Origin of the sequence: Micromonospora inyonensis, assembly GCF_900091415.1 — a bacterium.
GTDB lineage: Bacteria > Actinomycetota > Actinomycetes > Mycobacteriales > Micromonosporaceae > Micromonospora > Micromonospora inyonensis.
Window position 1 is genome coordinate 429,261 of record NZ_FMHU01000002.1, and the last position, 24,981, is coordinate 454,241.

20 protein-coding genes, 1 other RNA gene and 1 pseudogene are annotated in these 24,981 nt (G+C 73.3%); 19 read left to right on the forward strand and 3 right to left on the reverse strand.

Annotated features, from left to right (window positions below; all coding sequences use genetic code 11):
- Window positions 1-290: 290 nt before the first annotated feature.
- Both GA0074694_RS17035 and GA0074694_RS17040 read left to right on the forward strand, forming a co-directional pair.
- Window positions 291-2,444, forward strand: a pseudogene (locus GA0074694_RS17035) (DEAD/DEAH box helicase); the annotation flags it as partial.
- Window positions 2,441-3,412, forward strand: a complete 972-nt coding sequence (locus GA0074694_RS17040; protein WP_091459628.1) for an SWIM zinc finger family protein — start codon at window positions 2,441-2,443, stop codon at window positions 3,410-3,412. The pseudogene GA0074694_RS17035 and the gene GA0074694_RS17040, both read left to right, overlap by 4 nt.
- Before the next feature lie 28 nt (window positions 3,413-3,440).
- On the opposite strand, the gene GA0074694_RS17045 is transcribed toward GA0074694_RS17040, so the two are convergent.
- Window positions 3,441-3,698, reverse strand: coding sequence for a DUF3040 domain-containing protein (locus GA0074694_RS17045; RefSeq protein ID WP_091459629.1), 258 nt, complete (start codon window positions 3,696-3,698; stop codon window positions 3,441-3,443).
- A 494-nt stretch (window positions 3,699-4,192) separates the two neighbouring features.
- Here GA0074694_RS17045 and GA0074694_RS17050 point away from each other — a divergent pair, with 494 nt between their 5' ends.
- The 5 genes from GA0074694_RS17050 (at window position 4,193) to GA0074694_RS17070 (ending at window position 10,536) form a co-directional block, all read left to right on the forward strand.
- A complete protein-coding gene (locus tag GA0074694_RS17050) occupies window positions 4,193-6,322 on the forward strand; it encodes a DUF1800 domain-containing protein (protein WP_091459630.1) in 2,130 nt (709 codons plus the stop codon).
- Between the two features lie 8 nt (window positions 6,323-6,330).
- The gene (locus GA0074694_RS17055; RefSeq protein WP_091459631.1) at window positions 6,331-7,710 is read left to right on the forward strand and encodes a DUF1501 domain-containing protein; all 1,380 of its coding nucleotides are present in this window, start codon (window positions 6,331-6,333) and stop codon (window positions 7,708-7,710) included.
- Window positions 7,707-9,125: a ferredoxin reductase family protein gene (locus GA0074694_RS17060; protein ID WP_091459632.1), complete on the forward strand. Its 1,419-nt coding sequence runs from the start codon at window positions 7,707-7,709 to the stop codon at window positions 9,123-9,125. Before GA0074694_RS17055 ends, GA0074694_RS17060 begins: the two co-directional genes overlap by 4 nt.
- 12 nt (window positions 9,126-9,137) lie before the next feature.
- Window positions 9,138-9,746: an FMN-binding protein gene (locus tag GA0074694_RS17065; protein ID WP_091459633.1), complete on the forward strand. Its 609-nt coding sequence runs from the start codon at window positions 9,138-9,140 to the stop codon at window positions 9,744-9,746.
- A 70-nt stretch (window positions 9,747-9,816) separates the two neighbouring features.
- On the forward strand, window positions 9,817-10,536 hold the full coding sequence (locus tag GA0074694_RS17070; protein WP_091463330.1) for an FAD:protein FMN transferase: 720 nt from the start codon (window positions 9,817-9,819) through the stop codon (window positions 10,534-10,536).
- A 352-nt stretch (window positions 10,537-10,888) separates the two neighbouring features.
- On the opposite strand, the gene GA0074694_RS17075 is transcribed toward GA0074694_RS17070, so the two are convergent.
- Complete coding sequence (locus tag GA0074694_RS17075) at window positions 10,889-11,557, reverse strand: bifunctional DNA primase/polymerase (protein ID WP_091459634.1); 669 nt, start codon at window positions 11,555-11,557, stop codon at window positions 10,889-10,891.
- 224 nt (window positions 11,558-11,781) lie between these two features.
- Here GA0074694_RS17075 and GA0074694_RS17080 point away from each other — a divergent pair, with 224 nt between their 5' ends.
- From GA0074694_RS17080 to GA0074694_RS17125, 10 genes are all read left to right on the forward strand, one after another.
- Entirely contained in the window at window positions 11,782-13,011 is a 1,230-nt protein-coding gene (locus GA0074694_RS17080; protein ID WP_091459635.1) for a helix-turn-helix domain-containing protein, read from the forward strand.
- Window positions 13,008-13,586, forward strand: a complete 579-nt coding sequence (locus GA0074694_RS17085; RefSeq protein ID WP_091459636.1) for a flavoprotein — start codon at window positions 13,008-13,010, stop codon at window positions 13,584-13,586. The genes GA0074694_RS17080 and GA0074694_RS17085 overlap by 4 nt, the downstream gene beginning before the upstream one ends.
- A 177-nt stretch (window positions 13,587-13,763) precedes the next feature.
- Entirely contained in the window at window positions 13,764-14,279 is a 516-nt protein-coding gene (locus GA0074694_RS33665) for a M23 family metallopeptidase (RefSeq protein WP_218105721.1), read from the forward strand.
- Between the two features lie 174 nt (window positions 14,280-14,453).
- A complete protein-coding gene (locus tag GA0074694_RS17095; RefSeq protein WP_091459638.1) occupies window positions 14,454-15,440 on the forward strand; it encodes a Nif3-like dinuclear metal center hexameric protein in 987 nt (328 codons plus the stop codon).
- Complete coding sequence (locus GA0074694_RS17100; RefSeq protein WP_091459639.1) at window positions 15,437-16,174, forward strand: zinc ribbon domain-containing protein; 738 nt, start codon at window positions 15,437-15,439, stop codon at window positions 16,172-16,174. The genes GA0074694_RS17095 and GA0074694_RS17100 overlap by 4 nt, the downstream gene beginning before the upstream one ends.
- The gene (locus tag GA0074694_RS17105) at window positions 16,171-17,391 is read left to right on the forward strand and encodes a bifunctional RNase H/acid phosphatase (RefSeq protein ID WP_091459640.1); all 1,221 of its coding nucleotides are present in this window, start codon (window positions 16,171-16,173) and stop codon (window positions 17,389-17,391) included. The genes GA0074694_RS17100 and GA0074694_RS17105 overlap by 4 nt, the downstream gene beginning before the upstream one ends.
- A 229-nt stretch (window positions 17,392-17,620) precedes the next feature.
- Complete coding sequence (locus GA0074694_RS17110; RefSeq protein WP_091459641.1) at window positions 17,621-17,881, forward strand: DUF3311 domain-containing protein; 261 nt, start codon at window positions 17,621-17,623, stop codon at window positions 17,879-17,881.
- A 298-nt stretch (window positions 17,882-18,179) separates the two neighbouring features.
- Complete coding sequence (mctP, locus tag GA0074694_RS17115; RefSeq protein ID WP_091459642.1) at window positions 18,180-19,835, forward strand: monocarboxylate uptake permease MctP; 1,656 nt, start codon at window positions 18,180-18,182, stop codon at window positions 19,833-19,835.
- 119 nt (window positions 19,836-19,954) lie between these two features.
- Window positions 19,955-21,406: a TIGR02710 family CRISPR-associated CARF protein gene (locus GA0074694_RS17120; RefSeq protein ID WP_091459643.1), complete on the forward strand. Its 1,452-nt coding sequence runs from the start codon at window positions 19,955-19,957 to the stop codon at window positions 21,404-21,406.
- Between the two features lie 333 nt (window positions 21,407-21,739).
- Entirely contained in the window at window positions 21,740-22,000 is a 261-nt protein-coding gene (locus tag GA0074694_RS17125) for a hypothetical protein (protein ID WP_091459644.1), read from the forward strand.
- A 54-nt stretch (window positions 22,001-22,054) separates the two neighbouring features.
- On the opposite strand, the gene GA0074694_RS17130 is transcribed toward GA0074694_RS17125, so the two are convergent.
- Window positions 22,055-22,816, reverse strand: a complete 762-nt coding sequence (locus tag GA0074694_RS17130; RefSeq protein ID WP_091459645.1) for a sulfite exporter TauE/SafE family protein — start codon at window positions 22,814-22,816, stop codon at window positions 22,055-22,057.
- A 157-nt stretch (window positions 22,817-22,973) separates the two neighbouring features.
- Between GA0074694_RS17130 and GA0074694_RS17135 the strand changes: the two genes are divergently transcribed.
- Together GA0074694_RS17135 and rnpB are read left to right on the forward strand one after the other, a co-directional pair.
- A complete protein-coding gene (locus tag GA0074694_RS17135) occupies window positions 22,974-24,434 on the forward strand; it encodes a hypothetical protein (RefSeq protein WP_091459646.1) in 1,461 nt (486 codons plus the stop codon).
- Between the two features lie 120 nt (window positions 24,435-24,554).
- Window positions 24,555-24,971, forward strand: an RNA gene (gene rnpB, locus GA0074694_RS17140) — RNase P RNA component class A.
- The last annotated feature ends 10 nt before the right edge of the window (window positions 24,972-24,981 follow it).

A 24,981-nucleotide genomic window follows, 5' to 3' on the forward strand; every position in this document is an offset into this window, starting at 1 on the left:
TGGACGGTCTGCGGCTGCCCGGCACCGGGCGGCGCGACTCGGTCGCAGCCTGGTCGACCGCGCTCACCGGCCCCCGGGGCGGGTTCACCGTCGACCCGGCCGACCGCGCGGCGCTCCGTGCCGGGTTGGAGGCCTGGCAGCGCGACGCGGTCGGCAACCCGGTCCGGGCCAGCTTCCGGTTGACCGAACCGCCCGCCCCGGACCTGACCCTCGCCCTCGACGTCGAGCTCCTTCCGGGTGACGCGCACGCTCCGGACATCCGCACCGAGCCGGACGGGACCGTCGATCCGGGCACCTGGCGGCTCGAGTTCGGGTTGCAGGCCGCCGACGAGCCGGGCCTGCTGGTCGGGGCCGGCCCGATCTGGCACGACCCGGAGAGCGCCAGGGTGTTCGCCGACCGGGTCGACGCCCCGCAGGAAACGCTCCTGGCCGAGCTGGGCCGGGCCAGCCGGCTCTGGCCGGAGCTGGACGGCGCGTTGCGCACCGCGACGCCGGAGGCCCTGGAACTCGACGCCGAGGGGGCGCACCGCTTCCTCCGCGAGGGTGCCCCGGTGCTGCACGCGGCCGGCTTCGGGGTGCTGCTGCCCGGCTGGTGGCATCGCCCGGCCGCCCGGCTCGGCGCGCGGTTGCAGGCCCGCAGCCGGACCGCCCCGGGCACCGTGGCGACCGCCGGCGGGGTCGGCCTGGACGCCCTGGTCGACTACCGGTGGGAGCTGGCCCTGGGCGACCAGCCGCTGACCGCCGAGGAGCTGGTCGCGCTGGCGGAACGGAAGAGCCCGCTGGTCCGGCTACGGGGGCAGTGGGTCGAGCTGGACCCGAAGCGGCTCGCCACCGGACTGCGCCTGCTCCGGACCTCCGGTGAGCTGACCGTGGCCGACCTGCTCCGGCTCGGCCTCGCCGACGGCGACGACGCGGCCCTGCCGGTGCTGGAGATCAACGCCGACGGTGCGCTCGGCGACCTGCTCTCCGGGCAGGCCGAGCGGCGGCTCACCCCGCTGGACCCGCCACCGGGCTTCATCGGCGAGCTGCGGCCGTACCAGCGACGGGGGTTGGCCTGGCTGGCCTTCCTCCAGTCCCTCGGGCTGGGCGCGGTCCTCGCCGACGACATGGGGCTCGGCAAGACGGTGCAGCTGCTCGCCCTCCTGGCCGCCGACCCACCGGAGGCTGGACCGACCCTGCTGGTCTGCCCGATGTCGCTGGTCGGCAACTGGCAGCGGGAGGCCGCCCGGTTCACCCCGAAGCTGCGGGTGCACGTGCACCACGGCGCGGACCGGGCCCGGGGGGAGCGGTTCGCCGAGGCGGTGAACGACACGGACCTGATGGTCACGACGTACGCGGTGGCCGCCCGGGACGCGGTCGCCCTGGCCGGCGTCGACTGGCACCGGGTGGTGGTGGACGAGGCGCAGGCGATCAAGAACGCGGCGACCCGGCAGGCCGAGGCGGTGCGGGCGCTGCCCGCCCGGCACCGGATCGCGGTCACCGGCACCCCGGTGGAGAACCGCCTCGCCGACCTCTGGTCGATCATGCAGTTCGCCAACCCCGGCCTGCTCGGCCCGGCCGCCACCTTCCGTCGGCGGTACGCCGAACCGATCGAACGGCACGGCGACGAGGAGACCGCCGGCCGGCTGCGCCGGGTCACCGGTCCGTTCGTGCTGCGGCGGCTCAAGACCGACCCGTCGATCATCTCGGACCTGCCGGAGAAGCTGGAGATGGAGGTGCTCTGCAACCTCACCGCCGAGCAGGCCGCGCTCTACCAGGCGGTGGTCGACGACATGCTGGCGAAGATCGAGTCCAGTGACGGCATCGAGCGGCGTGGCCTGGTGCTGGCCACCATGACCAAGCTGAAGCAGGTCTGCAACCACCCGGCCCACCTGCTGCGTGACGGCTCGGCGCTGCCCGGCCGGTCGGGCAAGCTGGCCCGGCTGGAGGAGATTCTCGACGAGGTCCTCGCGGCGGGGGAGAAGGCGCTGCTGTTCAGCCAGTACGCCGAGTTCGGCGGCATGCTGCGCGGGCACCTGTCGGCCCGGTTCGGCCGGGAGGTGCTCTTCCTGCACGGCGGGGTCGGCAAGGCGGACCGGGACGAGATGGTCACCGGCTTCCAGTCCCCGGACGGCCCCGCGTTGTTCGTGCTCTCCCTCAAGGCCGGCGGCACCGGGCTCACCCTGACCGCCGCCAACCACGTGGTGCACGTGGACCGGTGGTGGAACCCGGCGGTGGAGGACCAGGCGACCGACCGGGCGTTCCGGATCGGGCAGCGCCGCCGCGTCCAGGTCCGCAAGTTCGTCTGCGCTGGCACCGTGGAGGAGAAGGTGGCTGCCATGATCACGGAGAAGCGTGGGTTGGCCGCCCGGGTCGTGGGCAGCGGCGAACAGTGGCTCACCGAACTGTCCACCGCCGACCTGCGCGACCTGTTCACCCTCGCACCCCAGGCGGTGGCCGAGTGAGCCCCGCCGACCGGTTCGCCGACTACGGTCCGCCCCGCCGGGTCTCCGGTGGACTGCGCGCCCGCAGCAGCCGGGGCGCGATCGGACAGTCCTGGTGGTCCCGGCGGTTCTTGGAGGTGCTGGAGTCCTTCGCGCTGGGCACCCGGCTGACCCGGGGGCGCGCCTACGCCCGCGCCGGCCAGGTGCTCACCCTGGAGGTCGCGCCCGGCGCGGTCACCGCCGAGGTGCAGGGCTCCCGGCCCCGGCCGTACCAGGTCCGCATCGAGCTGGCCCGGTTTCCGGAACCGGTCTGGACGCGCCTGGAGGAGGCCCTGGCCGGGCAGGCGTTCTTCAGCGCCCGGCTGCTCGCCGGTGACCTTCCCGGGGAACTGGAGGAGCTCTTCGCCGCCGCCGATGCGCCCCTGTTCCCGGCCGGTGTCGACGAGCTGGCCCAGCGCTGTTCCTGTCCCGACGTAGCGGTGCCCTGCAAGCACCTGGCGGCCACCTTCTACCTGCTGGCCGAGGCGTTCGACGCCGACCCGTTCCGGTTGCTGCACTGGCGCGGCCGGGGCCGCGACGAGCTGCTCGACCGGCTTCGCGCCCTACGGGGCGGGGCCGTCCCCCTCCGCGACCCGGCCGGCACCGCGTCGGCCGGCACGTCGACGGGACCGGCCACCGGGCGGCCGGCCGCCACCTCCACGACCGGGTCGGCGGCACCACGCGCGGCCGGTACGGCACGGGTGCTCGGTGACCTGCCCACCCCGGCTCTGGCCGACCAGGTGGACCGGTTCTGGCTGCCCCCGGTGCCCCTGCCCGACCGGCCGCCCACCCTGGTCACCGATGCGGAGCTGCTGCTGCGTCAACTCGGGCCGCCCGACAGCGCCCTCGGCGGGCCGGGCCTGACCGAGCGCTTGCGCCGGGCGTACCGGCGTTTCGGCGCGACCGACCCCGGTCCGTCCGGCGCGGATCCCGACGCCGACCGGGGGTGACGGCGGCCCCGGTGGTGCCGGCGGAACGTCACAACCATCGCCGTCGGTAGCGCCACAACAGGGCGGAGTTGGCCAGGAGCACCACGGCGCAGATCGCACCGGCCACCCGGCCGGCGAGCACGGTCATCGCCGGCAGCGCGGCCCACAGCACGATCGTCAACAGCACCAGGTAGCGGCCCCGGTTCGCCCGCGCCCGTTGGTCCAGGCGGGCGAAGAACGCCGGGTCGCTCTCCCGGAGGTACCGGGTGATCTGCTCGAACCTGCGCTGATCCTCTTTGCTGAGCATGGCGGTGCCTTCCCCTCATGCGGTTCAGCGGTCCGGCGGCATACCCGCTGCGGTGGCGGCTCACGCCCCTCCTGCTGCTTCCCTTTGCCCGGGCGCGGGGCCCGGACGGCGTGGGGCGTATCGACCCTGGGCGGCCCGGACCCGCCGGATCGGGGCGACTCAGCATCGACTTAGTGCAACCTTAAGTTTCACTGTGCCGCCGACCTGGGCGGTCCGCGCCCTGACCCGGGGAAACGTCGCGTTCGGGACGGGCGCGCCCATGTCGGGCCTGCTCGGGACGGCTGCGACCGGACCGGCGGATATCCCACCCGCCCGAACCCTCCTGCAAGCCTGTCTTAAGTGGCCCTCGCGGCCGCGTTCGCGCACCTTGATGGCCCTCTACCGCTTGGTTACCGTGCCGTAGCAACCTCCCCCAGGCAGCAGCCGCCCAGCACCGTCGCACCGCAACCGACGCCGGTCCCGGGTGGCCATTCAGCAGAAAACAGGATTGGTACATGGCCGACCAGAACGTGCCACCACGCCGGCCGCGGGACGAGGGCCGCTGGGACGGACGACAGCACCGCACCCCGGACGCGTACCACGACCCGTACCCGGCCCCGCCGTACGCCCCGTCCGGTTCCGGGTCGACCGATCCGTACCACCACACGTACGCCGGACAACCGGGCGATCCCCGGGCGTCGTACGCCCCGTGGCCGGGCCGGACGCAGCCGGCACCCGCCTCCTGGCCCGGTGCGGGTGCGTCGACCGCCCGCCGGGGGCCGCAGTGGATCGGTCCGGCCGGCACCGGTGGACCGGTACCCGGTGGTGATCCCGGACTCCCCAACCTGGACGACGACGAGGCGGACGGTCGCCGTCGCAGCCGCCGCCGGGCCCTCGCCGCCTTCGGCGGGACCGCCGCGGTGGTCGCCGGTGGCGCCGCGCTGGCCATGACCCCGCAGGTGCGCGGCCTCTTCGGTGACGACGCCCCGGCCGGCGACGCGACCGGCGCCAAGGTGACCGACGGCAACGTGAACCGCCCCAGCGGCCAGCAGCCGAGTACCGTGCGCACCTACACCGAGCAGAACGAGAGCTACATGGGCTCCCGGGCCGGTGCGGCGCTGAAGAAGAACACCCCGGCCGGGGGCCGTACGTTCTCCGGCCCGGCCGCCGCCTCGGCCGCTACCGAGGTCACCGTCAAGACGGTGCTGGCCAAGGACCCGGTCCGCCACCTGGCCACCCGGACCACCTTCGGCGCGACGCCCAAGGTGCTCGCCGACATCGAGCGGATGGGCATCGACGCCTGGCTGCGCTGGCAGCTCGACCCGGACAAGATCGCCCCGACGAAGGCGGAGCTGAAGCTCAGCGAACTGCCCACCCTCCGGATGACCCCGAAGCAGCTCCGCGAGCAGCGCGAGCAGCTCAACGAGCGCGGCGCGCAGCCGGAGAAGGAGATGGTGGACGCCACCATCTCCCGGCAGATCTGGTCGGAGCGGCAGCTGTTCGAGGTGATGGTCGACTTCTGGAACGACTTCCTGCACGTCGCCGCCGACGTCGACGGGGGCGAGGTGTACCGGCACTCCTTCGACGTCGACGTGGTCCGCAAGTACGCCCTGACCAGCTACCCGGAGATGCTGGTCGCCGCGAACAAGCACCCCGCGCTGCTGCTCTACCTCAACCAGAACGACTCCCGCGCCGACGCGGTCAACGAGAACCTCGCCCGGGAGAACCTCGAGCTGTACTCGGTCGGCGTCGACGGCGGCTACACCGAGTCCGACGTCCGGCAGGCGGCGATGCTCCAGACCGGACGCGGCGTCTCCGACGGGGAGTACGTCTTCCGCGAGGACCGGCACTACGTCGGCAAGGTCAAGATCCTCGGCTTCACCCACGCCAACAACTCCCGGGACCCGAAGAAGGCCGACGCGGCGATCGACGCGTACATCCGCTACATCGCGCTGCACCCCTCCACCGCGCGGTACGTCGGGCAGAGCCTCGCCACCCGCTTCGTCTCGGACACTCCGCCGAAGACCCTGGTGGACCGGCTCGCCAAGACGTACACGGCGAACCAGGGCCTGATCAAGCCGGTGCTGATGACCCTGTTCAGCTCCTCGGAGTTCTGGGCGTCGGTGGGGCAGAAGGTCCGCCGTCCGATGGAGTACCTGATCGCCACGTACCGGGTGCTCGGCGTCTCGCCCGAGGCGTCCGCCGACTACGAGGCCGGCGACAACAAGCGCACCCCGTACGCCCGGGGACTGCGCCGGATCGCCGACAAGCTGCGGGAACTGGGCCACTACCCGATGGGCCAGCCCACCCCGGACGGGTACCCCGACGGCTACGTCGCCTGGACCTCGGCCGGCACGATGGTCAACGGCTGGAACGAGGTCGGTGACGTGATCCACGGCTACCGCCGGGAGTTTTCCTACGTGAAGCCGGAACGGCTGGTCGCGAAGCCGCCGACCACCGCCGGGGCGTACGTGGACGCGCTCGCCCAGCGCCTCGTGCACCAGGAGCTGACCGACCGGGAGAAGGCACTCATCCTCGGCGTCGCCGGGGTGTCGGCCGGCACCAGGGTCGACGCGTCGTTCAACGGGGCCGTCACCGCCGTCGCGCGGGCGATCCTCGCGTCCCCCCAGCACCACCTCCGGTGAGGCACCCGATGGAGAAGACTGTGTACTCGTACCCCCTGCACCCCGAATGCCCGGATCTGCGGCGGCTGGCGGACGACCCGGCCGAGGCGCTGCTGCGGGCGGAGGCCGACGTCGTGGCCGCCGAGAACGCCGCCGAGCGGGACCGCTACCTGCGGTTGGAGGCGGAGGAGGAGGCCCAGCAGGACGGCCGCGGGGTGACCCGGCGGACCTTCGTCGCCGGGGCCGCCGCCACCGCCACCGCGCTGGCCACCGCGCAGTTCGTCACCACCTCGGCGTCCTTCGCCGCGACCAGGACCGGCACCCTGATCCACGTCTTCCTCTACGGTGGACTGGACGGGCTGAGCCTGGTGGCCCCGGCCGAGGACCCGGTGCTCCGCAAGGCCCGCCCCGACCTGCTGCTCGGCTCCGACTCCCTCGCCCTGTCCCGTGGCTTCAAGCTCACCAGCGCGTTCAAGCCGCTGGAGAAGTGGTTGAGGGCCGGGCAGCTCGGCTTCGTCCCGGCCGTCTCCGACGAGCGGCTCTCCCGCAGCCACTTCCAGGCCGCCGACGCGTGCAACCTGGGCGGCCTGCCCGGCGAGACCGGCGGCCGGGGCTGGCTGGACAGCCTGGTCGACCACCTCGGCAAGGGCACCGCGTTCCGCAGCGTCGGCATCGGCAGCACCCTGCCCCGGTCGCTGGTCGGCACCAACGGCGCGCTCTCGCTGGGCAGCGTCGGCTCGCTGCGGCTCAACGGCGACGAGAAGTACCGGGCCGCCACCGAGAAGGCCATCAAGGGACTCTTCACCGGGATCAACCATCCGGTCGAGGAGGCCGTCCAGGACGGCCTCGGCGCGCTGGCCACCGCCCAGAAACTCGCCGCGACGCCGTACCAGGCCGCCGAGGGGGTCGAGTACCAGGGCGTCGGCAACTCGTTCAAGCAGCTCGCCCAACTCATCAAGGGTGGCGCGAACGTGCGCGTGGCCACCATCGGCATGGGCGGTTACGACACGCACGAGAACCAGGGCACCCGGGAGGGCGGTCAGCTCTGGCGTCGGCTCAACGAGCTGGCCTCCGCGATGGCCGCCTTCTTCACCGACCTCGGTGACCAGGCCGCCGACGTGACGGTCATGGTCTCCAGCGAGTTCGGCCGTCGGGTCGCCTCGAACAGCGGCGGCACCGACCACGGACACGGCGGGGTGGTGACCGTCCTGTCCGGCCGTAAGCTCGCCGGCTCGCTGCTCGGCACCTGGCAGGGGCTGGACGACCTGGACAGCGGCGACGTGCCGGAGTACAACAACATGTTCAACGTCTACGGCTCCGTCGCACAGGGCCGCTTCGGGCTGACCAACGCGGAGGTGGACAAGATCTTCCCCCGGATGAAGTACACCCCGATCAAGCTGTACGCGTGACGTATCCCCGTACCCACGCCGCCGGCCGTCGCGGCGGGACGATGTCCCGCTCCGGCGGCCGGTCGGCTGCGGCCGTACCACCGCGGGTGCCACCCCGGCGCGGGCCCGCCGGCCGCCGCGCGGTGCTCGCGGTGCTCTGGGCCGGGCTGGCCCTGGCCGTGCTGCCGTGGTGGTGGCAGACCCCGGACGACTCGCTGCGCACCACCACCGCCACGCTGACCGCCGCCGGGCGGATCACCGGTCTGGTCGCCGGCTACCTGCTGCTGGTGCAGGTGCTGCTGATGAGCCGTCTGCCGGTGCTGGAACGTCACCTCGGTGGCGAGCAGATCGCCCGCTGGCACCGGGACCTCGGGGTGACCCTGCTGACCGCGGTGCTCGCCCACGTGTCGCTGACCCTGACCGGCTACGCCCGGTTGCAGAGGCAGTCGGTGCTGGCCGAGGCCGGGGTGCTGCTGCGCGACTACGAGGACATGCTCGCCGCGTTCGCCGCCGCCGGCATCCTGGCCCTGCTCGGCCTCACCGGGATCCGGGCCGTCCGCACCGCCCTGCCCTACGAACTCTGGCACCACCTGCACCTGACCAGCTACCTGGTGCTGCTGCTCGGGTTCGGCCACCAGTTCGCCCACGGCCAGCAGCTCTTCCGTCCCGGGCCGGTCCGCACCGGCTGGATCGTGGCGTACGTGCTGGTGGTCGCCGCGCTGGCATGGGGCCGCGTGGTGGCGCCGCTGCGGTTCACCCTGCGGCACGACCTGCGGGTCGCCGACGTGGTCGCGGAGAATCCGGACACCATCTCCATCTACCTGACCGGCCGCCGGCTGAACCTGCTCGACCTGCGTGGGGGGCAGTTCTTCCGGTGGCGGTTCCTGACACCCGGCCGCTGGTGGCAGGCGCACCCGTTCTCCCCGTCGGCGGCCGGGAACGGCCGGTGGCTGCGCCTGACCGTCAAGGTGGTCGGTCGGCACACCGCCGGCCTGCGCGGCCTGGCGCCGGGCACCCGGGTCTGGGCGGAGGGCCCCTCCGGTGTCTTCACCGCCGCGCACCGGACCCGGGACCGGGCCCTGCTGATCGCCGGTGGTAGCGGCATCACCCCGATCCGGGCGTTGCTGGAGGAACTGCCGCCGGGCGCGGCGCTGATCTACCGGGCCCGGACCCCGGCCGACGTACTGCTGCACCGCGAGCTGGACTGGCTCGCCGAGGCCTACGGCACCGACGTCTGGTACGTCATCGGCTCCCGCGACGACCCCGGTCCCCGACGGATGATGAGCCCGCAGGGGCTGCGCCAGCTCGTGCCGGACCTCGCCGACCGGGACGTCTGGCTCTGCGGGCCGCCCGGCCTGGTCACCTCGACGGTGCGGGCGCTGCGCCGGGCCGGCGTGCCCCGCCGCCAGATCCACCTCGCCACGTTCGAGCTGTAGGAAGGTTCTCCCATGCGTCGCGCGTTCCTCGCCGTCACCGGCCTGGCCGCTGGCACGACCCTGCTGGTCGTGCTCAAGGGCGCGCCGGAGACCAGCCGGGTCGCCGAGGTCGCCGCACCCGAGCGTCCGTCGGTGGTCCCCGCGCCCGCCGGTCCGACGCGCACCGGCTCCGCGCCGGCCAGCCCCGGTCGGACCCCAGCGCCACGGGCCTCCACCAGTGCCGGGCCGTCGGACGAACCGTCCACGCCCGCGGCGGGCCGGAGCCCGCGTGCCCCGGGCAGCCGGACCACCAGTGCGGCGCCCACCCCGCGTCGGACCACCGCCCCGCCGTCGACGAGGCGTACGGTCACCGGGCCGGTGGTCGGCAACGAGTACGGCAACGTGCAGGTGCGGATCACCCTCGCCGGTGACCGGATCGTCGACGTGGTCGCCCTGGAGCTGCCGGAGGAGACCGCCGAGTCCGACCGGCGCAGCTCGTCGGTGGACGACCGGTACAGCGGCACCGACGGGGAGGTGGTGCGGCGGCAGGACGCCGACCTGGACACGGTCTCGGGGGCGACCGCGACCAGCGACGCGTACCAGCAGTCGTTGCAGGCCGCCATCGACGCCGTGCGGCGCTGAGATGGCCACGTCCCGCACCGCCGCCGCCCCACCCACGGTCCGTCCCGGCCTGCGCCGGGTCGAGCAGGTCATGGGTACGCCGATCAGCCTGGATCTCGCCGACGACCTGCCCCGGGCCACCCTCGACGACCTGGCCGACGAGGTGTTCGGCTGGTTGCGCGAGGTCGACGCCCGGTTCAGCACGTACCGGGCCGACAGCGAGGTGTCCCGCTTCGACCGGGGCGAGGTGCTGCTCTCCGAGGCGTCACCCGACCTGCGGCTGGTGCTGGAGCGCTGCGCGGACCTCTGGGGGGCGACGGACGGCTGGTTCGACGCGTACGCCACCGGAGCCTTCGACCCGTCCGGCTACGTCAAGGGCTGGGCGGCGCAGGTCGCCTCGGACCGGCTGCTCGCCGCCGGGGCCGCCAACCACTGCCTCAACGCCGGTGGGGACGTCCGGGTGCGCGGCCTCTCCCCGGCCGGCCGCCCCTGGCGGATCGGTATCCAGCACCCGTGGGACCGTACCGTCACCTTCCTCGTGCTCACCGGCACCGACCTGGCGGTCGCCACCTCCGGGGTCTACGAGCGGGGGCACCACGTGCTCGACCCGCGACGCGGTGAGCCGGCCCGAGGGCTGCGCTCGGTGACCGTGGTCGGCCCGGATCTCGGTGTGGCCGACGCCTACGCCACGGCGGCCGTCGCGATGGGTTCGGCCGGGGTGGGCTGGCTCGGTCGGCTGGCCGGGCACGAACACGCGGTGGTCACCGACACCGGACGGTGCCTGCGCTCACCGCGCCTGCCCACCGCCTGACCGTGCCGTGCCGTGCCCGTTCCCGCGCCTGATCGTGCCCGCCGCCTGGCCCCCCCGTGCCCGTTGCCGCCGGGCACCGTCGGACGGGACGCGCCGGAGGGCTCGGGAGGCGGGTGGACCTCAGCGGGGCGGGCGGCTGCCGGCGGGACGGGTGCCGAAGGGACGTGGGCGGCCGGGGCGGGAGCCGGCTGGTCTCGTGCCGACCCGGCGGTACGGCCGCCGCTGCGGTGGTGGGTCGGCACCTTCGGCTCGCCGGGCCGGATCGTCGATGGACATCGTTCCCCCGATCGGGGCGCGACCGCGCCCCCACCTGGACCAACGACGCGCCGCCCCGGCGGGACGTGGCGCGGGGTCAGAAGCCGCGGCGGGGGAGCGGGAGCTGACCGGGGAGCAGGTCCGCGGTCAGGGCGATGCCGGTGGCCCGCAACGCGTCCACCATCACCTTCTGCACCAGGTAGGAGTCGGGCAGCCGCCAGCGGGCCTGTTCCGGGGCGAGGGCCCAGCGCACCGGTCCCTCCGGCAGCCGGGTCGGCGGGGCGGGGATCCACGAGCCGACCCCGTGCCGGACGACGTGGAAACAGTGGTCCAGCTCGGGCCGGAGCGGGTCGCCGGGGAGGACCAGGAACATCCACCGCCCGGTGGGGGTGACCGCGACCGGACCACGTGACCGGTCGGCGGGGTGGTCGGAGATCGCGTCGAGCACGTGCTGGCCGAGGTACGAGGGCACCTCCAGCACGTCGAAGGCCCGGCCGGTGGGGAGCAGCACCCCGTGCGGGCGGTTGTGCCACCAGGTCGCCACCCGGGCCGGATCGGTGCTGGCGGCGAGTTCCCAGTTCTCGAGGGCGGGGTGGCAGCCCACGGTCGGGCAGCCGGCCCGGCCACAGACGAAGCGGCTGCGGGCGAGGCAGGCACCGGGGGTGACCTCCCAGCCGTGCATCGCGTACCGGACCGCGATCCGGCGCAGCCGCACCCGTTCCAGTGGCGACAGATGAACGACGCGCGGTCCGACGGTCCCCCACATGATGTGTGCTCCTCTCGGGTGTCACGGTCCGGTCACGTCGGGCGTCGAGCCCCGTCACTACCGTCACCGGTGCTCGTTCGACAGGCGAATTGCAAGTTGCACGGAAGCTATGGGGTCGGGTTTGGCGAGTGCCGCACAGACTGTGCGACCAGGACAAACCAGACCAGACGGATTGTCGCCTGCGGTGGAACTCCCGGAAGATGCCGGGCAGGAAGGGAGCGGAGATGGACGAGTTACCGATCGGGCGGCGGGTGGCCTACTGGCGTGGGCGACGCAAGATGTCGCAACAGGTGTTCGCCGATCGGTTGGGCAAGTCCAAGAGCTGGGTCGACAAGATCGAGCGCGGGGTCCGTCGGCTCGACAAGTTCTCCGTCCTCTACGAGATCGCCGACATCCTCGAGGTCGAGGTGCAACTGCTGGTCGGCAGGGACCCGGAGCGGCGCAGCGACGCGCTGAACTGCATCGACCAGGTCGAGGTCGACCAGATCCGGGCGGCCCTGGAGCGGTACGACGCGCTCAGCGCGTACTTCGACGCGGTGCCGTACCCGCCGATGCTCGGTGACATGCGCAAGGCGGTGACCCACGCCTGGCTCACCTACCAGTACGGCCGGTACGGCATGCTGACCCGGGCGCTGCCGAAGCTGCTGCGCGACGCGCAGGCCGCCGACGCCGCGTACAGCGGTGACGACCAGGGGCGTGAGGCGGCCCACCTGCTCGGGCAGATCTACCAGATCACCTCGTCGGTGCTGCGCAAGCTCGGCGAGTGCGAGCTGGCCTGGCTCGCCGCCGACCGGGCGCTCGCGGTCTCCCAGCGCGCCGACGACCAGTTCCTCGCCGGCATCGCCACCACCCGGGTCGGCAACGCGCTGCTCGCCATGGGTCGGGCCCGATCGGCGCTGGAGTTGAACGTGCGCATCGCCAACCGGCTCGCCCCGGGCGGCGGCAACGAGGAGAGCCCGGCACGTCTTTCGGTCTACGGGATGCTGCTGCTCCAGGGAGCGATGGCGGCGGCCCGGAGCGGGGACTCGGCCACCGTGGAGGACCTGCTCGACGGCGCGCAGGAGGCCGCGAACCGGCTCGGCGGGGACCACAACCACTACTGGACCTGTTTCGGGCCGACCAACCTGAAGCTGCACCGGGCCGCCGCCGCCGTCGAGCTGGGCGACGGGGGACGGGCCGTGGAGACCCACCACTCCATCGAGCTGCCGGCGTTCAACGCGCTGCTGCCGGAGCGGCGGGCCCACCACATGCTCGACATCGCCCGGGGCTTCGCCCAGATCGGCGACCTGGCCAGCGCCGGGGAGATGCTGCTGAAGGGTGACCGGCTCGCGCCGTCCGAGATCCGTTGCCGTCCGATCGCCCACGAGGTGATGTCCGACATCCTGCGTCGCACACGGGGTGCGCCGTCATCGCCGATCGCGGAGTTGGCTGAACACATGGGAGTCGGGATATGACCGCGGTCGTCCCCTCGGCGAACGACCGCCGGCCGGTGCTGTACGTGATCGTCTGTGGCTCGCCGCTGGCCGGCCGGGTCGGCCGGCTGGTCGAGCTTGCCCAGTCCGACGGCTGGGACGTCTGCCTGGTCACCACACCGGACGGGGCGAAGTTCGTCGACCCGGCGGCACTGGCCAGGGCGACCGGTCACCCGGTCCGCACCACCTACAAGAGCCCGGGTGACCCGGACGTCCTGCCGCCGGCGGACGCGATGGTGGTCTGTCCCGCCACCGTCAACACGGTCAACAAGTGGGCGGCCGGGATCACCGACACGCTCGCGCTCGGCCTGCTGGTGGAGGCGCAGGGACTCGGCGTGCCGATCGTGGCGGTGCCCTTCACCAACAACGCGATGGCGACCCATCCGGCCTTCCGGGCGGCCCTGGACCGCCTGGGGGAGTGGGGAGTGACGGTGCTCTTCGGCGACGACGTGTACCCCCTGCACGCGCCCGGCATCGGTGAGCGCCACCTGCACACCTTTCCCTGGGAACGGGCCCTGGGCGCGCTGCCCGCCCCGGCCTGCCCCACAGCCCGGTAGACGTCGACGCCGGTCGCGCTGTGTAGCCCCCTCCTGGCTCAGCTGACATTGATCATTCGCGTGCCGCTTGCTTAGATGCCACGAGGGTTGTCGAACGACGGGGCTGAATCTCCGTCGGTTGCACAGGAGTGGGAAACCGTGAAGAGCGCATCGAAGGTTGTACGCAGGGTGGCCGCCGTGGTGAGCGCGGTCGTGACCGCCGCCGCGCTCACGCTCACCGGAGCCACGCCGGCCTCGGCCGCGAACTACTCCTACGAACTGCCGTACCCCGCCGGCGAGTCGTACATGGTGACACAGGGGCCGGGGGGTTCGTTCTCGCACACCGACGCTTACAACCGGTACGCCTGGGACTTCGGTCTCCCGGCGAACTACGAGGTGTCCGCCGCGCAGGCCGGCACCATCGTCTACTCGGACTGGTCGCCGTACTGGCAGAACGGCATCGAGGTGATCATCCGGCACTCGAACGGCACGTGCACCCACTACGCGCACCTGAACCAGTCCTTCTACTGGCCCGGCGACTGGGTCCCGCAGGGCCGGATCGTGGGCTACTCGGGCAGCACCGGGGCGTCCACCGCGCCGCACCTGCACTTCCAGGTGATCAACTGCAGCACCCGGGTGGGGATCTCCGCCGCCCTCCAGGGCTGGGTCCCGTGGACCGGCACCTGGCCGGTCAGCGTCAACTACTACGCCTGATCCTCCTCCCGGGCCGGCCGGCCCGGGTGTGAGCAGGGGCCCCCTGTTACCGCTTTCTGGGTAGCAGGGGGCCCCTGCACATCCGGTGTCGGCGCGACCCGCCACGGCTCGGAAGCGACGTGTTGCGAGCCGGGTCGCGCCCGGCCCGGCCCGACGCCGGTAAGCTGGCCCGCCGTGAGCACAAGCGGATCCCCACCACCGACGGTCGCCGACGTGGTGGCCCTGCTGGAACGGCGCTACCCGCCGGCCTGGGCCGAGCAGTGGGACCGGGTGGGGCTGGTGCTCGGTGAGCCCGACGCCGTCGTCCGCCGGGTCGCCTGCGTGGTCGACGTGGTCCCGGAGACGGTCGCCGAGGCGCTCGCCGTCGGGGTGGACCTGATCGTCGCGCACCACCCGCTGCTGCTGCGCGGGGTGTCCTCGGTCGCACCGACGACGTACAAGGGCCGGATCGTGCACCAGCTGATCCGCGCCGACGTGGCGCTCTACGTGGCGCACACCAACGCCGACGTGGCGAACCCCGGGGTCTCCGACGCGCTCGCCGCCCGGCTCGGCCTGACCGGGCTCCGCCCGCTGCATCCGCCCGCCCCGGGCAGCCCGGCGCACGGCGGGGGACGCGGCATCGGCCGGATCGGCGATCTGCCCCGTCCGATGGCGCTCGCCGAACTGACCCGGCACGCCGCCACCGTGCTGCCGCCGACGACCTGGGGGGTGCGCGCCGCCGGGAACCCGGCCCGCGTGATCCGCACCGTCGCGGTCAGCGGCGGCGCGGGCGACGGGTTCCTCGCCGACGCGACCGCCGCCGGGGTGGACGCGTTCCTCACCGCCGACCTGCGCCACCACCCGGCCGGGGAACACCTGGCCGAGGGCGGCCCGGCGCTGCTGGACGCCGCGCACTGGGCCACCGAGCGTCCCTGGCTGGACGACCTGGCCGCGCACCTGCGGGCGGCGCTGGACGTCGAGACGTACGTGTCCGACCTGGACACCGACCCGTGGAGCGTGCACGCCGCGAGCCCGGCCCCGCCCACCGGGGCGGCGCCGGAGGCCACGCCGCAGGAGAACCACACCCCCGTCCCGGGCGCCACCGCGACCACCCGGGGCCGTACCGCACCCGACCAGGACGACCTCCACCCCGCCGTGGACGACAAGGAGCCCCGACCGTGAAGGCTGAACCGGCAGTCCAACGCCGCCTGCTCGACCTCCAGGCGATCGACACCGCCCTGGCCCAGCTCGCCCACCGTCGGCGCACCCTGCCCGAGCGCGCCGAACTGGAGGCCCTGGCCCGGGAGCTGTCCACCCTGGAGGACCAGCGGGTCCGCGCCCAGGTGGCGGTGGACGACCTCGACCGGGACATCGCCCGGCTGGAGAAGGACGTCGACCAGGTCCGTACCCGCAAGGGTCGTAACGAGGACCGGCTCGCCGCCGGCACCGGCCCGGCCCGGGAACTGGAGGCGCTCCAGCACGAGCTGACCTCGCTCAACCGGCGGCAGAGCGACCTGGAGGACGCCGAGCTGGAGCTGATGGAGCAGCGGGAGACCGCGCAGGCCGTCCTCGACGGGGTCGAGCAGCGGCTGGCGGAGGCGCGCGAGAAGCGCGCGGAGACCGAGCGGCGGCGCGACGAGAGCCTGGCCGAGATCGCCAAGGAGGAAGAGTTCCGGCGCTCCGCCCGGCAGCCGCTCGCCGCCGACCTGCCGGCCGAGCTGGTCACCCTCTACGACAAGATCCGCGAGTCGACCGGGCTGGGCGCGGCCCTGCTGCGCGGGGGCCGCTGCGGCGGCTGCCGCCTCGACCTCTCCGGAGCCGACCGGACCAGGATCGCCAAGGCCGCCCCGGACGAGGTGGTCCGCTGCGAGGAATGTCGTCGGATCATGGTCCGCACGAACGAATCCGGCCTGTGAGCCTGGCCGCGGTGGTCGTCGAGGCCGACGGGGGCTCCCGGGGCAACCCGGGCCCGGCCGGCTACGGCGCGGTGGTCCGCGACGCGACCACCGGTGAGGTGCTGACCGAACGCTCCGAGGCGATCGGCACCGCCACCAACAACGTAGCCGAGTACCGGGGCCTCATCGCCGGGCTGACCGCCGCCGCCGAGCTCGGCGCGACCCGGGTCGAGGCACGGATGGACTCCAAGCTGGTCGTCGAGCAGATGTCCGGCCGTTGGCAGATCAAGAACCCGGGGTTGCGTCCGTTGGCCGCCGAGGCCGCCGTGCTGGTCCGCCGCTTCGCGGCGGTGACCTTCACCTGGATCCCCCGGGAACGCAACCGGCACGCCGACGCCCTGGCCAACGCGGCGATGGACGCGGCCGCCGGCCGAGGGCCGTCCGGTCCGACCGTCACGGCTCCCCGGATCGTCGAGCCGCCCCGCGAGGTGGCCGCCCCGGACTCGCCCGCCCGGGCCGCCGCGCGGGACGCCGCCGCCCGCGCCGCCGGGAAGGCGACGGCGGGTGCGGGCGCCGATCCGGCGACCGCACCCGCCTCGTGGGAGCCGCGCGGCACCAGCGAGGCGACCCGGCTGATCCTGGTCCGGCACGGTCAGACCGAGTGGACCGCGCAGCGCCGCTACTCCGGCCGGGGCGACGTGCCGCTGTCGGAGCGGGGACGGGACCAGGCCCGGGCCACCGCCGCCCGGGTGGCCGCCCTCGCGCCGACCGTCGCGGCCGTGGTCAGCTCACCCCTGTCCCGCTGTACGGCCACCGCCCGACCGATCGCCGCCGCGCTCGGCAAGGTTCCGCTGCGTACCTCCGACGACCTGGTCGAGTGCGACTTCGGGGCCTGGGAGGGACGCACCTTCGCCGAGGTGCGCGAGGAGTGGCCCGGAGAGCTGGACGCGTGGCTCGCCTCCACGGCGGTGGCCCCGCCGGACGGGGAGTCGTTCGCCGACGTCACCGTTCGGGTGCGCCGGGCGCTGGACGGGCTGCTCGCCGCGTATCCGGGGGAGACCGTGGTGGTCGTCTCGCACGTCTCCCCGATCAAGATCCTCCTTCGGGACGCGTTGGCTGCCGGGGACGCCTTCCTGCACCGGCTCTACCTCGACCCGGCCGGGGTGTCGGTGCTCGACGTCTGGGCCGACGGCGGGGTGGCCGTCCGGTCCGTCAACGACACCGCCCACCTCGGCTGAGCCGGCGATTGGCGGGGGTGAGGTGGTAGCAGGGGTCCCCTGTTACCGCTTTCTGTCGAGCAGGGGTCCCCTGCAACCACCCGGCCTGTTGCGCGGTGGACGGGTGATGTGCCGCTCGGCGCAGCCGGGAGACCGCTGAGCGCAGTGATCGGCGACAAAAGGTGACGGTGGTCACGGCATCGATAACCTCCGGGCCGTCTCTGCACTACGACCTCCCGGAGGTGCGCCCATGGCCGCGACCGACCCGGAGCCGCCGGCCACGACCCGGCCGTCGACCACGGCACGTTCCCGGGCGAAGGACCACAGTCCCTGGAACTGGTTGCTCTTCGTCCCGATCGTGGTACCGCTGATCCCCGTGCTGTTCAACGGCGACTCGCCCCGGATCCTCGGGTTCCCGCGCTTCTACTGGCTCCAGCTCACGTACATCCTGCTCGGTGTCGCCACCACCACGCTGGTCTACCAGATGACCAGGAAGCGGGGTGGCCGGTGAGCGCGAGGAGTGAGCCGGGTTTGCGAGCCCCGCAGTCGCGAACGAAGGCGGGTGCGGTGAGCGCGAGGAGTGAGCCGGGTTTGCGAGCCCCGCAGTCGCGAACGAAGGCGGGTGCGGTGAGCGCGAGGAGTGAGCGGGGTTTGCGAGCCCCGCAGTCGCGAACGAAGGCGGGTGCGGTGAGCGCGAGGAGTGAGCGGGGTTTGCGAGCCCCGCAGTCGCGAACGAAGGCGGGTGCGGTGAGCGCGAGGAGTGAGCCGGTCCTGCGAGCCCCGCGGCCGCGAACGAAGGTGGTGCCGTGATGTGGCGTGACCACCTCACCGAGATCATCGTCTTCTCGCTGCTGTTCCTGCTGGTCAGCGCGATGGGCTTCGTCGCGGCCCGGTGGCGGGCACCGAAGGACATGGCCCACCTGGACGAGTGGGGGCTGGGCGGGCGCAGCTTCGGCGGCTGGATCACCTGGTTCCTGGTCGGCGGTGACCTCTACACGGCGTACACCTTCGTCGCGGTGCCGGCGCTGATCTTCGGCGCCGGTGCGGCCGGGTTCTTCGCCGTGCCGTACACCATCGTCATCTACCCGATGGTGTTCCTGGTGCTGGTCCGGCTCTGGTCGGTGTCGCACCGGCACGGCTTCGTCACCCCGGCCGACTTCGTCCGCAAGCGCTTCGACTCACCGGTGCTGGCCCTGCTCGTCGCGATCACCGGGATCGTCGCCACCATGCCGTACATCGCGCTGCAACTGGTCGGCATCGAGGCGGTGCTCAAGACGATGGGCGTGAGCGGGGAGAGCGCGCTGGCCCGGCACCTGCCGATCATCGTGGCGTTCGCCATCCTCGCCGCCTACACCTACCAGTCCGGGCTGCGGGCACCCGCCCTGATCGCGTTCGTCAAGGACACCCTCATCTACGTCGTCATCCTGGTGGCGGTGCTCTACCTGCCCTACAAACTGGGCGGCTGGGGGGAGATCTTCGACGCGGCGGACGCGAAGTTCGCCGCCTCGGAGAACCCGAACGACGGCATCCTGCTCAATGCCAACAACCAGCTCCAGTACGTCACCCTGGCGTTCGGCTCGGCGCTGGCGCTGTTCCTCTACCCGCACAGCATCACCGGCGTGCTGGCCAGCCGGAACCGGAACGTGATCAAGCGGAACATGTCCGCGCTGCCCGCGTACAGCCTGCTGCTCGGGCTGATCGCGCTGCTCGGCTACATGGCCATCGCCGCCGGGGTGAAGCCGCTGCCCGGCGCGAAGGAGGGCACGGTCGACAGCAACACCGTCGTGCCGGTCCTGTTCGACCAGGCGTTCCCGGACTGGTTCGCCGGCGTGGCGTACGCGGCCATCGGCATCGGCGCCCTGGTGCCGGCGGCGATCATGTCGATCGCGGCAGCCAACCTGTTCACCCGCAACATCTACAAGGAGTACCTGAAGCGGGACGCCAGCCCGGCGCAGGAGGCGCACGTCTCCAAGATCACTTCCCTCGTGGTGAAGGTCGGCGCGGTCGCCTGCATCGTCTTCCTCGACCCGCAGTTCTCCATCGACCTGCAACTCATCGGCGGCGTGATCATCCTCCAGACACTGCCCGCCGTGGCGCTCGGCCTCTACACCCGCTGGTTCCACCGGGGCGCGCTGATCGCCGGCTGGGCCGTCGGCATGGGGCTCGGGATGTGGATGCTCTACCAGATCCCCAACGCGGCGACCGGTCGGAAGCACTTCGGCGGCTCGGCCTTCCCGCTGGCCGAGTTCGGCTTCGACACCAAGAAGACGATCTATGTCGGCATGGTGGCGGTGCTGGCCAACCTGCTCGTCGCCGCCCTCGGCACGCTCCTGCTACGGGCCGCCAAGGTGGCCGAGGGCACCGACGGCACCACACCCGACGACTACTTCGCCGACGAGGGCGACCCCCGCGTCAGCCCCGGCCCGAACGCCGACGCCGACGCCGCTCCGGAACCCGTCGCCTGAGGTGTCTGCAGGGGCCCCCTGCTACGCAAAAAGCGGTAACAGGGGGCCCCTGCATCCACCCCGGCGCATTCCGGCGTTCGGTACTGGGCCGGGCACCCGGGGGTGGGTAGGGTGCCTCCATGGGCACGTCCTTTGTAGACCGCGCGGCGCAGATGGCCCGGATCCAACGCGGTGACGAGCGCTACGGCGAGGGCAGTGCCGCGCTCCAGGCCACCCGGTTCTATTTGGACCACCTCCTCGACGAGGCCGTCCGGCGGGCCCGCGCGGCGAGCGTCCTGCCGACCCGCCGGGTCGACCTGCTGATCAGCCTCTGCGGATTCGCCGCCACCCCCACCGTGCTGGCCTCCGAGCTGCTCCAGCCGCGTCGGCTGCTGGTGCTGCGCTCCAAGGACGCGGCGGAGAGCGTCAACCTCATCGGCGGGCACCTGGTGATGAGCGGCAAGCTCGACTTCGAGACCTTCCAGCACGAGACCGTCGACCCGAGTGACCCGCTCGACATGTACGCCAAGATCTCCAAGTGGCTCGGCGGGCGGGACGGCCGGGACGCGGTCATCGACATCACCGGCGGACGGAAGGTGATGAGCGCGGCGGCGGCCCTGGCAGCGTGGCAGCTCAACCTGCGCATGACGTACGTGGAGAACCGCTACGACCCGGTCACCCGCAAACCGCTGCCCGGCGAGGACCGCCTGATCACGCTGGACAACCCGACCACGCTCTTCGGTGACCAGGAGATGCAGCGGGCGTTGGAGACCTTCCGGTCCGGGGCGTACGAGGCGGCCCGGCAGCGCTACGCGGAGATCTGCGAGCGGGTGGCCGTGCCCGGGCGGGCGCGGCTGATGCGGTCCGTCGCCGAGCTCTACCGCACCTGGTGCGACCTGGACCTGCCCGCCCTGCCGGCGGCGGTGGCCGGGGTGCGCGACAGCCTGCCGGCCGTACAGCGCGAGGTGTCACCGGCGTTGACCGGGACGTTGCACGCTCAGCTCGCCTTCGCCGAGCGGTTGGCCGCCGGCGAGCCGACCGCCTTCGTGGTCTGCTTCTACCTGCTGGGCCGGCACTACCAGCAGGTGAGCCGGCACGACTTCGCCGCGCTGCTCTTCTACCGCACCATCGAGGCGTGCCTGACCAGCCGCCTGCGGGCGCGGTACCCCGGCTTCGACCCGGACAACTGCGACTACGGCCTGATCGACGCGCCCGACCGGGTGAGACGCCGCTACCAGGAACTCGGCCGGGCGTTGGGCAGCGGCCTGACCCAGGGGCCACCGGCGAAGATGACGCTCTTCGCGGCGGCGCAGCTCCTGGTCGCCGAGGCGGACGACATGATGGCCACCGCCGGCTTCACCGACGCGTCCGGGACGCCGGACCTGGGCCGGTTGCAGCGGCTCCAGGAGCGAACGAGGGCGCGGAACAAGTCGGTCCTGGCGCACGGTACGGCCGCGATCTCCGCCTCGGACACCGACGAGCTGCGCAAGGAGGCCGCCGAGCTGTTGACCGGGTACTGGGCCCGGCACGGCGACGGCGGTGACCTCGACAACCTCCTGGCGGAGCTGCGCTTCCTGCGAGTGGACCGGTGACGCTGGGGATCCCGTCGGAGTGGGTCGAGGAGCACAGCCGGACCAGCGACCCGGGGTTGTTCGACCCGGTCGGCCTGGAGCGCTACTCCGTCGTCCTGTCCTGGGCCGGGAACTTCCCCTGGGTGGGCACGGTCGACCGGGGCGACGTCGCCGCCGACCTGGCCGCCGGCCTCCGGGTGGAGGAGCGCGACGGCCGGGACGGGTCGAGGTACTACGTGATCTCCGGCTCCCGGTACCACGTGTTCGTGCAGGAGCGTCCGGGCCGTACGGAGGGCGAGCAGATCACGCTGGTCACCAACGTGAAGCCGGCCGCGGGGCGGTGGCCGGCTCACGGTGACCGCCGCCGACGCCGACTGGCGCACGTTGGTCGAGGCGGTCGAGTCCGGCCCGGTGCTCTGGACCGACGACGGCGTGCTGCGGCTGCACGCCGCCGACCGGGTCTTCACCCTGGTCGGCCCGGCCCGCCGGCTGAGCGTCACCCGCGCCGACGAACCGGCGCTGGACCGGATGGACCGCTGGTACGGCCAGTTCCGTTCCGAGGGCATCGCCAGCACCCGGCGAGGGATCTGCCCGGCGACCCTGGTCCGCGCCTGACCGCCCCGCCCGCGCACCGGCCCCGCGTGCACCGGCCCGGCCGGCGCGGGCGGCTCAGCGGAGCGCGCGGTAGAGCAGGTAGCCGCCGATCACCGTGCCGAAGACCACGATCAGGGACTTCAACACCACCGGTGGCAGCCGGCGCACCAGCCGCGCGCCCGCGTACCCGCCGACCAGCGTCGCCGGGGCGACCACCGCCACCGCAGCCCAGTCCAGCGGCCCGAAGGCGGCGAAGATCCCCACCGTGGTCAGCCCGACCACCGCCGAGAGCAGGTTCTTCGACGCCGACACCCGGGCCAGTGTCTCGTCCAGCACCAGGGCCAGCCCGGCGATCAGCATCACCCCGAGCGCGGCACCGAAGTAGCCCCCGTACACCGTGCCGAGCAGGACCATCGTCTGGAGCGTGACCACCCGGCGGCGCGTACCCAGGTCACGCGGATGGCCCACCAGCCGGCGCAGCGGATCCTGGAACGCCAGCACCGCCGTCGCCCCGAGCACCAGGAACGGTACGACCAGCTCGAACGCCCGGGCCGGCGTGTTCAGCAGCAGGAGCGCCCCGATCGTCGTACCGAGCACGGCGGTGGGCAGCAGCGCCACCACCGTGCGCCGGGGCGGCAGGTCCCGCCAACTCCCCGCCACGCTCGCCAGGTAGCCGGGGCACACGGCCACCGAGTTGCTCACGTTCGCCGCCACCGGCGGCAGGCCCACCGCGATCAACGCGGGGAAGGTGATCAGCGAACCCCCGCCGGCCACCGCGTTGACCGTGCCCGCGGCGAGACCGGCGACGAGCAGCAACGCGACGTCGTAGACATCCATGGCGAACCGAGGCTACCCAGGACGGCACCCGGGCGCACCCCGCAGCCCCCCGCCCACGTCCCCGGGGCTGCGGGGCCTCACCCGGGCCTCCGCCGGGGACAGCCGGCCGGTCGACGCCGGCCGTGCTTGCGCGCCCGGGAAACGGGAAGAGCCGCACATGGCCCAGCCCCGACCACGGGAGACCCGCCGTGCCGCCGGTGCCATCCTGGCCTGCGCCGTTCTCGCCGCCCTGCTCCGCCTTCCGTTCGTCCGCACCGGGCTCTCCATGGACGAGGGCGGGTACGCCCACGTCGCCCGGGAATGGTCCCGGGGAGTGCCGCTGTACCGCCAGGCCTGGCTCGACCGGCCGCAGGGACTGCTGCTGACGTACCGGATGCTGCTCGCGCTCGACCACGACGGCGGTGCCATCCGGGGCGGCGCGGTGGCCGCCGGTGCGCTGATCACCGTGCTGGTCGGGGTGACCGGCTGGCTGCTCGCCGGCCGGCGCACCGGCGCGATCGCGGCGGCGCTCTACGCGGTCGTGGGCGTGGCACCCCGGATCGAGGGTTTCACCCTCAACGGCGAACTGCTCGCCAGCGTCCCGGCCACCCTCGCGGTCACCGCCGCGCTGCTCTGGCGGCGGCGCCGCACCCCGGCCTGGCTGGTCGTCGCCGGCATCGCCGCCGGGGGAGCGGTCACCATGAAACCCTCCGGGCTCGACGGCCTCACCGCCGCCCTGGCCGTCCTCGCGGCGACCACCGGGCGCCACCTGCGCGGGTACGCCGTCCTCCTGGCCGGGGCCGCCCTGCCAGTCGGGCTCTGCGCATGGCACGGCTGGACGGTCGGCGGCCCGCGGTACTGGCACGCCCTCGCCGGCTACCAGCTTGCCGCGCTCGGCGGCCCGGACACCGGGGCCGACGACCGTGCGACCGCCCTGCTGCGCAGCCTCGGCACGGCCGCGCCGGAACTCGCCGCCCTCGGCGTCGCGGCCGGCGTCGGCCTCTGGTCGGTACGCCGGCAGCGGCCGGCCACCATCACCGTGGCCGCCTGGCTCGCCGGTGGCCTGGTCGGCGTCAACCTGGGCGGCTCGTACTGGCCGCACTACTGGGTCCAGCTCCTGCCCCCGCTGGCCGTGCTCGCCGCCGTCGCCGTCACCACCGTCGGCGCGCACCGCTCCGCCCTGCGCACCGTTGCCTTCGGAGCCGTCCTGCTACCGCAGGTCGCCTGGCTGGCGGCGCTGCTCCCGGCCACCCCCACGCAACGCCAGCGGGCCGTCCCGTACGCCGAGGCGGCCCGGCGTGACGCCCGGATCGCGGCGGCGATCCGCGCCGGCACCCGGCCCGAGGACGAGATCTTCGTGCTGGTCTCCCAGGCGGACATCTACTTCCTCGCCGGGCGGCGCACCGACTACCCGTACCTGTGGGGCAAACCGATCGAGAAGATCCCGGACGCGCTGCCCCGGCTGCGGGCCATGCTCGACGGGGCGGACCGCCCCCGGGTGGTGGTGCTCAACCACGACCCGGCGCGGGTCGACCGCACCGGGCAGGTCGGACGGATCCTCGCCGAGCACTACCGACCCTGGCGGGAGGTCGACGGGGTGCCCCTCCTCCGCGCCGCCGAAGCCGGCCCGTCCCGCTGACGGGTGCCGTGGGCGCTGCCGCCGGGTACGTCCCGCCCGTCCGGTCCGACCGGTTCGCCCCGGTGGAGCAGGCCGGCAATATCCGGCAACGCCGCATCGTTAGGATGAGAGCGCGACGGACGAGTCGACCGGGCGGTCGCGTCGGCGGGCCGGGTGCCCGCCGCCGAGGAACGTCCGGACTCCACAGGGCAGGGTGGTTGTTAACGGCAACCCGGGGTGACCCGCGGGACAGTGCCACAGAAAACAGACCGCCGCGCCCATCGGGCGCGGTAAGGGTGAAACGGTGGGGTAAGAGCCCACCAGCATCCCGGGTGACCGGGATGGCTCGGTAAACCCCACCCGGAGCAAGGCCAAGAAGGGCCGCCGACCGCGAGGACGGCAGCCTGCGCAGACGCTTGAGGGCGGCCCGCCCGATGTCTGCGGGTAGGCCGCAGGAGCCTGCCGGCGACGGCAGGCCGAGATGGATGGCCGCCGCCGTCGCGGACCCCCAGGGGTACGCGGCGCGCACAGAATCCGGCGTACAGGTCGACTCGTCCGTCGCCCACCA

What these genes read in the sequence shown, in the direction of transcription:
- GA0074694_RS17110 (WP_091459641.1), top strand. Translation starts at nt 17,621, where the DNA reads ATGGCCGCGACCGACCCGGAGCCGCCGGCCACGACCCGGCCGTCGACC.
- GA0074694_RS17065 (WP_091459633.1), top strand. Translation starts at nt 9,138, where the DNA reads ATGCGTCGCGCGTTCCTCGCCGTCACCGGCCTGGCCGCTGGCACGACC.
- GA0074694_RS17130 (WP_091459645.1), bottom strand. Translation starts at nt 22,816, where the DNA reads ATGGATGTCTACGACGTCGCGTTGCTGCTCGTCGCCGGTCTCGCCGCG.
- GA0074694_RS17055 (WP_091459631.1), top strand. Translation starts at nt 6,331, where the DNA reads ATGGAGAAGACTGTGTACTCGTACCCCCTGCACCCCGAATGCCCGGAT.
- GA0074694_RS17050 (WP_091459630.1), top strand. Translation starts at nt 4,193, where the DNA reads ATGGCCGACCAGAACGTGCCACCACGCCGGCCGCGGGACGAGGGCCGC.
- GA0074694_RS17120 (WP_091459643.1), top strand. Translation starts at nt 19,955, where the DNA reads ATGGGCACGTCCTTTGTAGACCGCGCGGCGCAGATGGCCCGGATCCAA.
- GA0074694_RS17045 (WP_091459629.1), bottom strand. Translation starts at nt 3,698, where the DNA reads ATGCTCAGCAAAGAGGATCAGCGCAGGTTCGAGCAGATCACCCGGTAC.
- GA0074694_RS17070 (WP_091463330.1), top strand. Translation starts at nt 9,817, where the DNA reads ATGGGTACGCCGATCAGCCTGGATCTCGCCGACGACCTGCCCCGGGCC.
- mctP (WP_091459642.1), top strand. Translation starts at nt 18,180, where the DNA reads ATGTGGCGTGACCACCTCACCGAGATCATCGTCTTCTCGCTGCTGTTC.
- GA0074694_RS17135 (WP_091459646.1), top strand. Translation starts at nt 22,974, where the DNA reads ATGGCCCAGCCCCGACCACGGGAGACCCGCCGTGCCGCCGGTGCCATC.
- GA0074694_RS17080 (WP_091459635.1), top strand. Translation starts at nt 11,782, where the DNA reads ATGGACGAGTTACCGATCGGGCGGCGGGTGGCCTACTGGCGTGGGCGA.
- GA0074694_RS17085 (WP_091459636.1), top strand. Translation starts at nt 13,008, where the DNA reads ATGACCGCGGTCGTCCCCTCGGCGAACGACCGCCGGCCGGTGCTGTAC.
- GA0074694_RS17075 (WP_091459634.1), bottom strand. Translation starts at nt 11,557, where the DNA reads ATGTGGGGGACCGTCGGACCGCGCGTCGTTCATCTGTCGCCACTGGAA.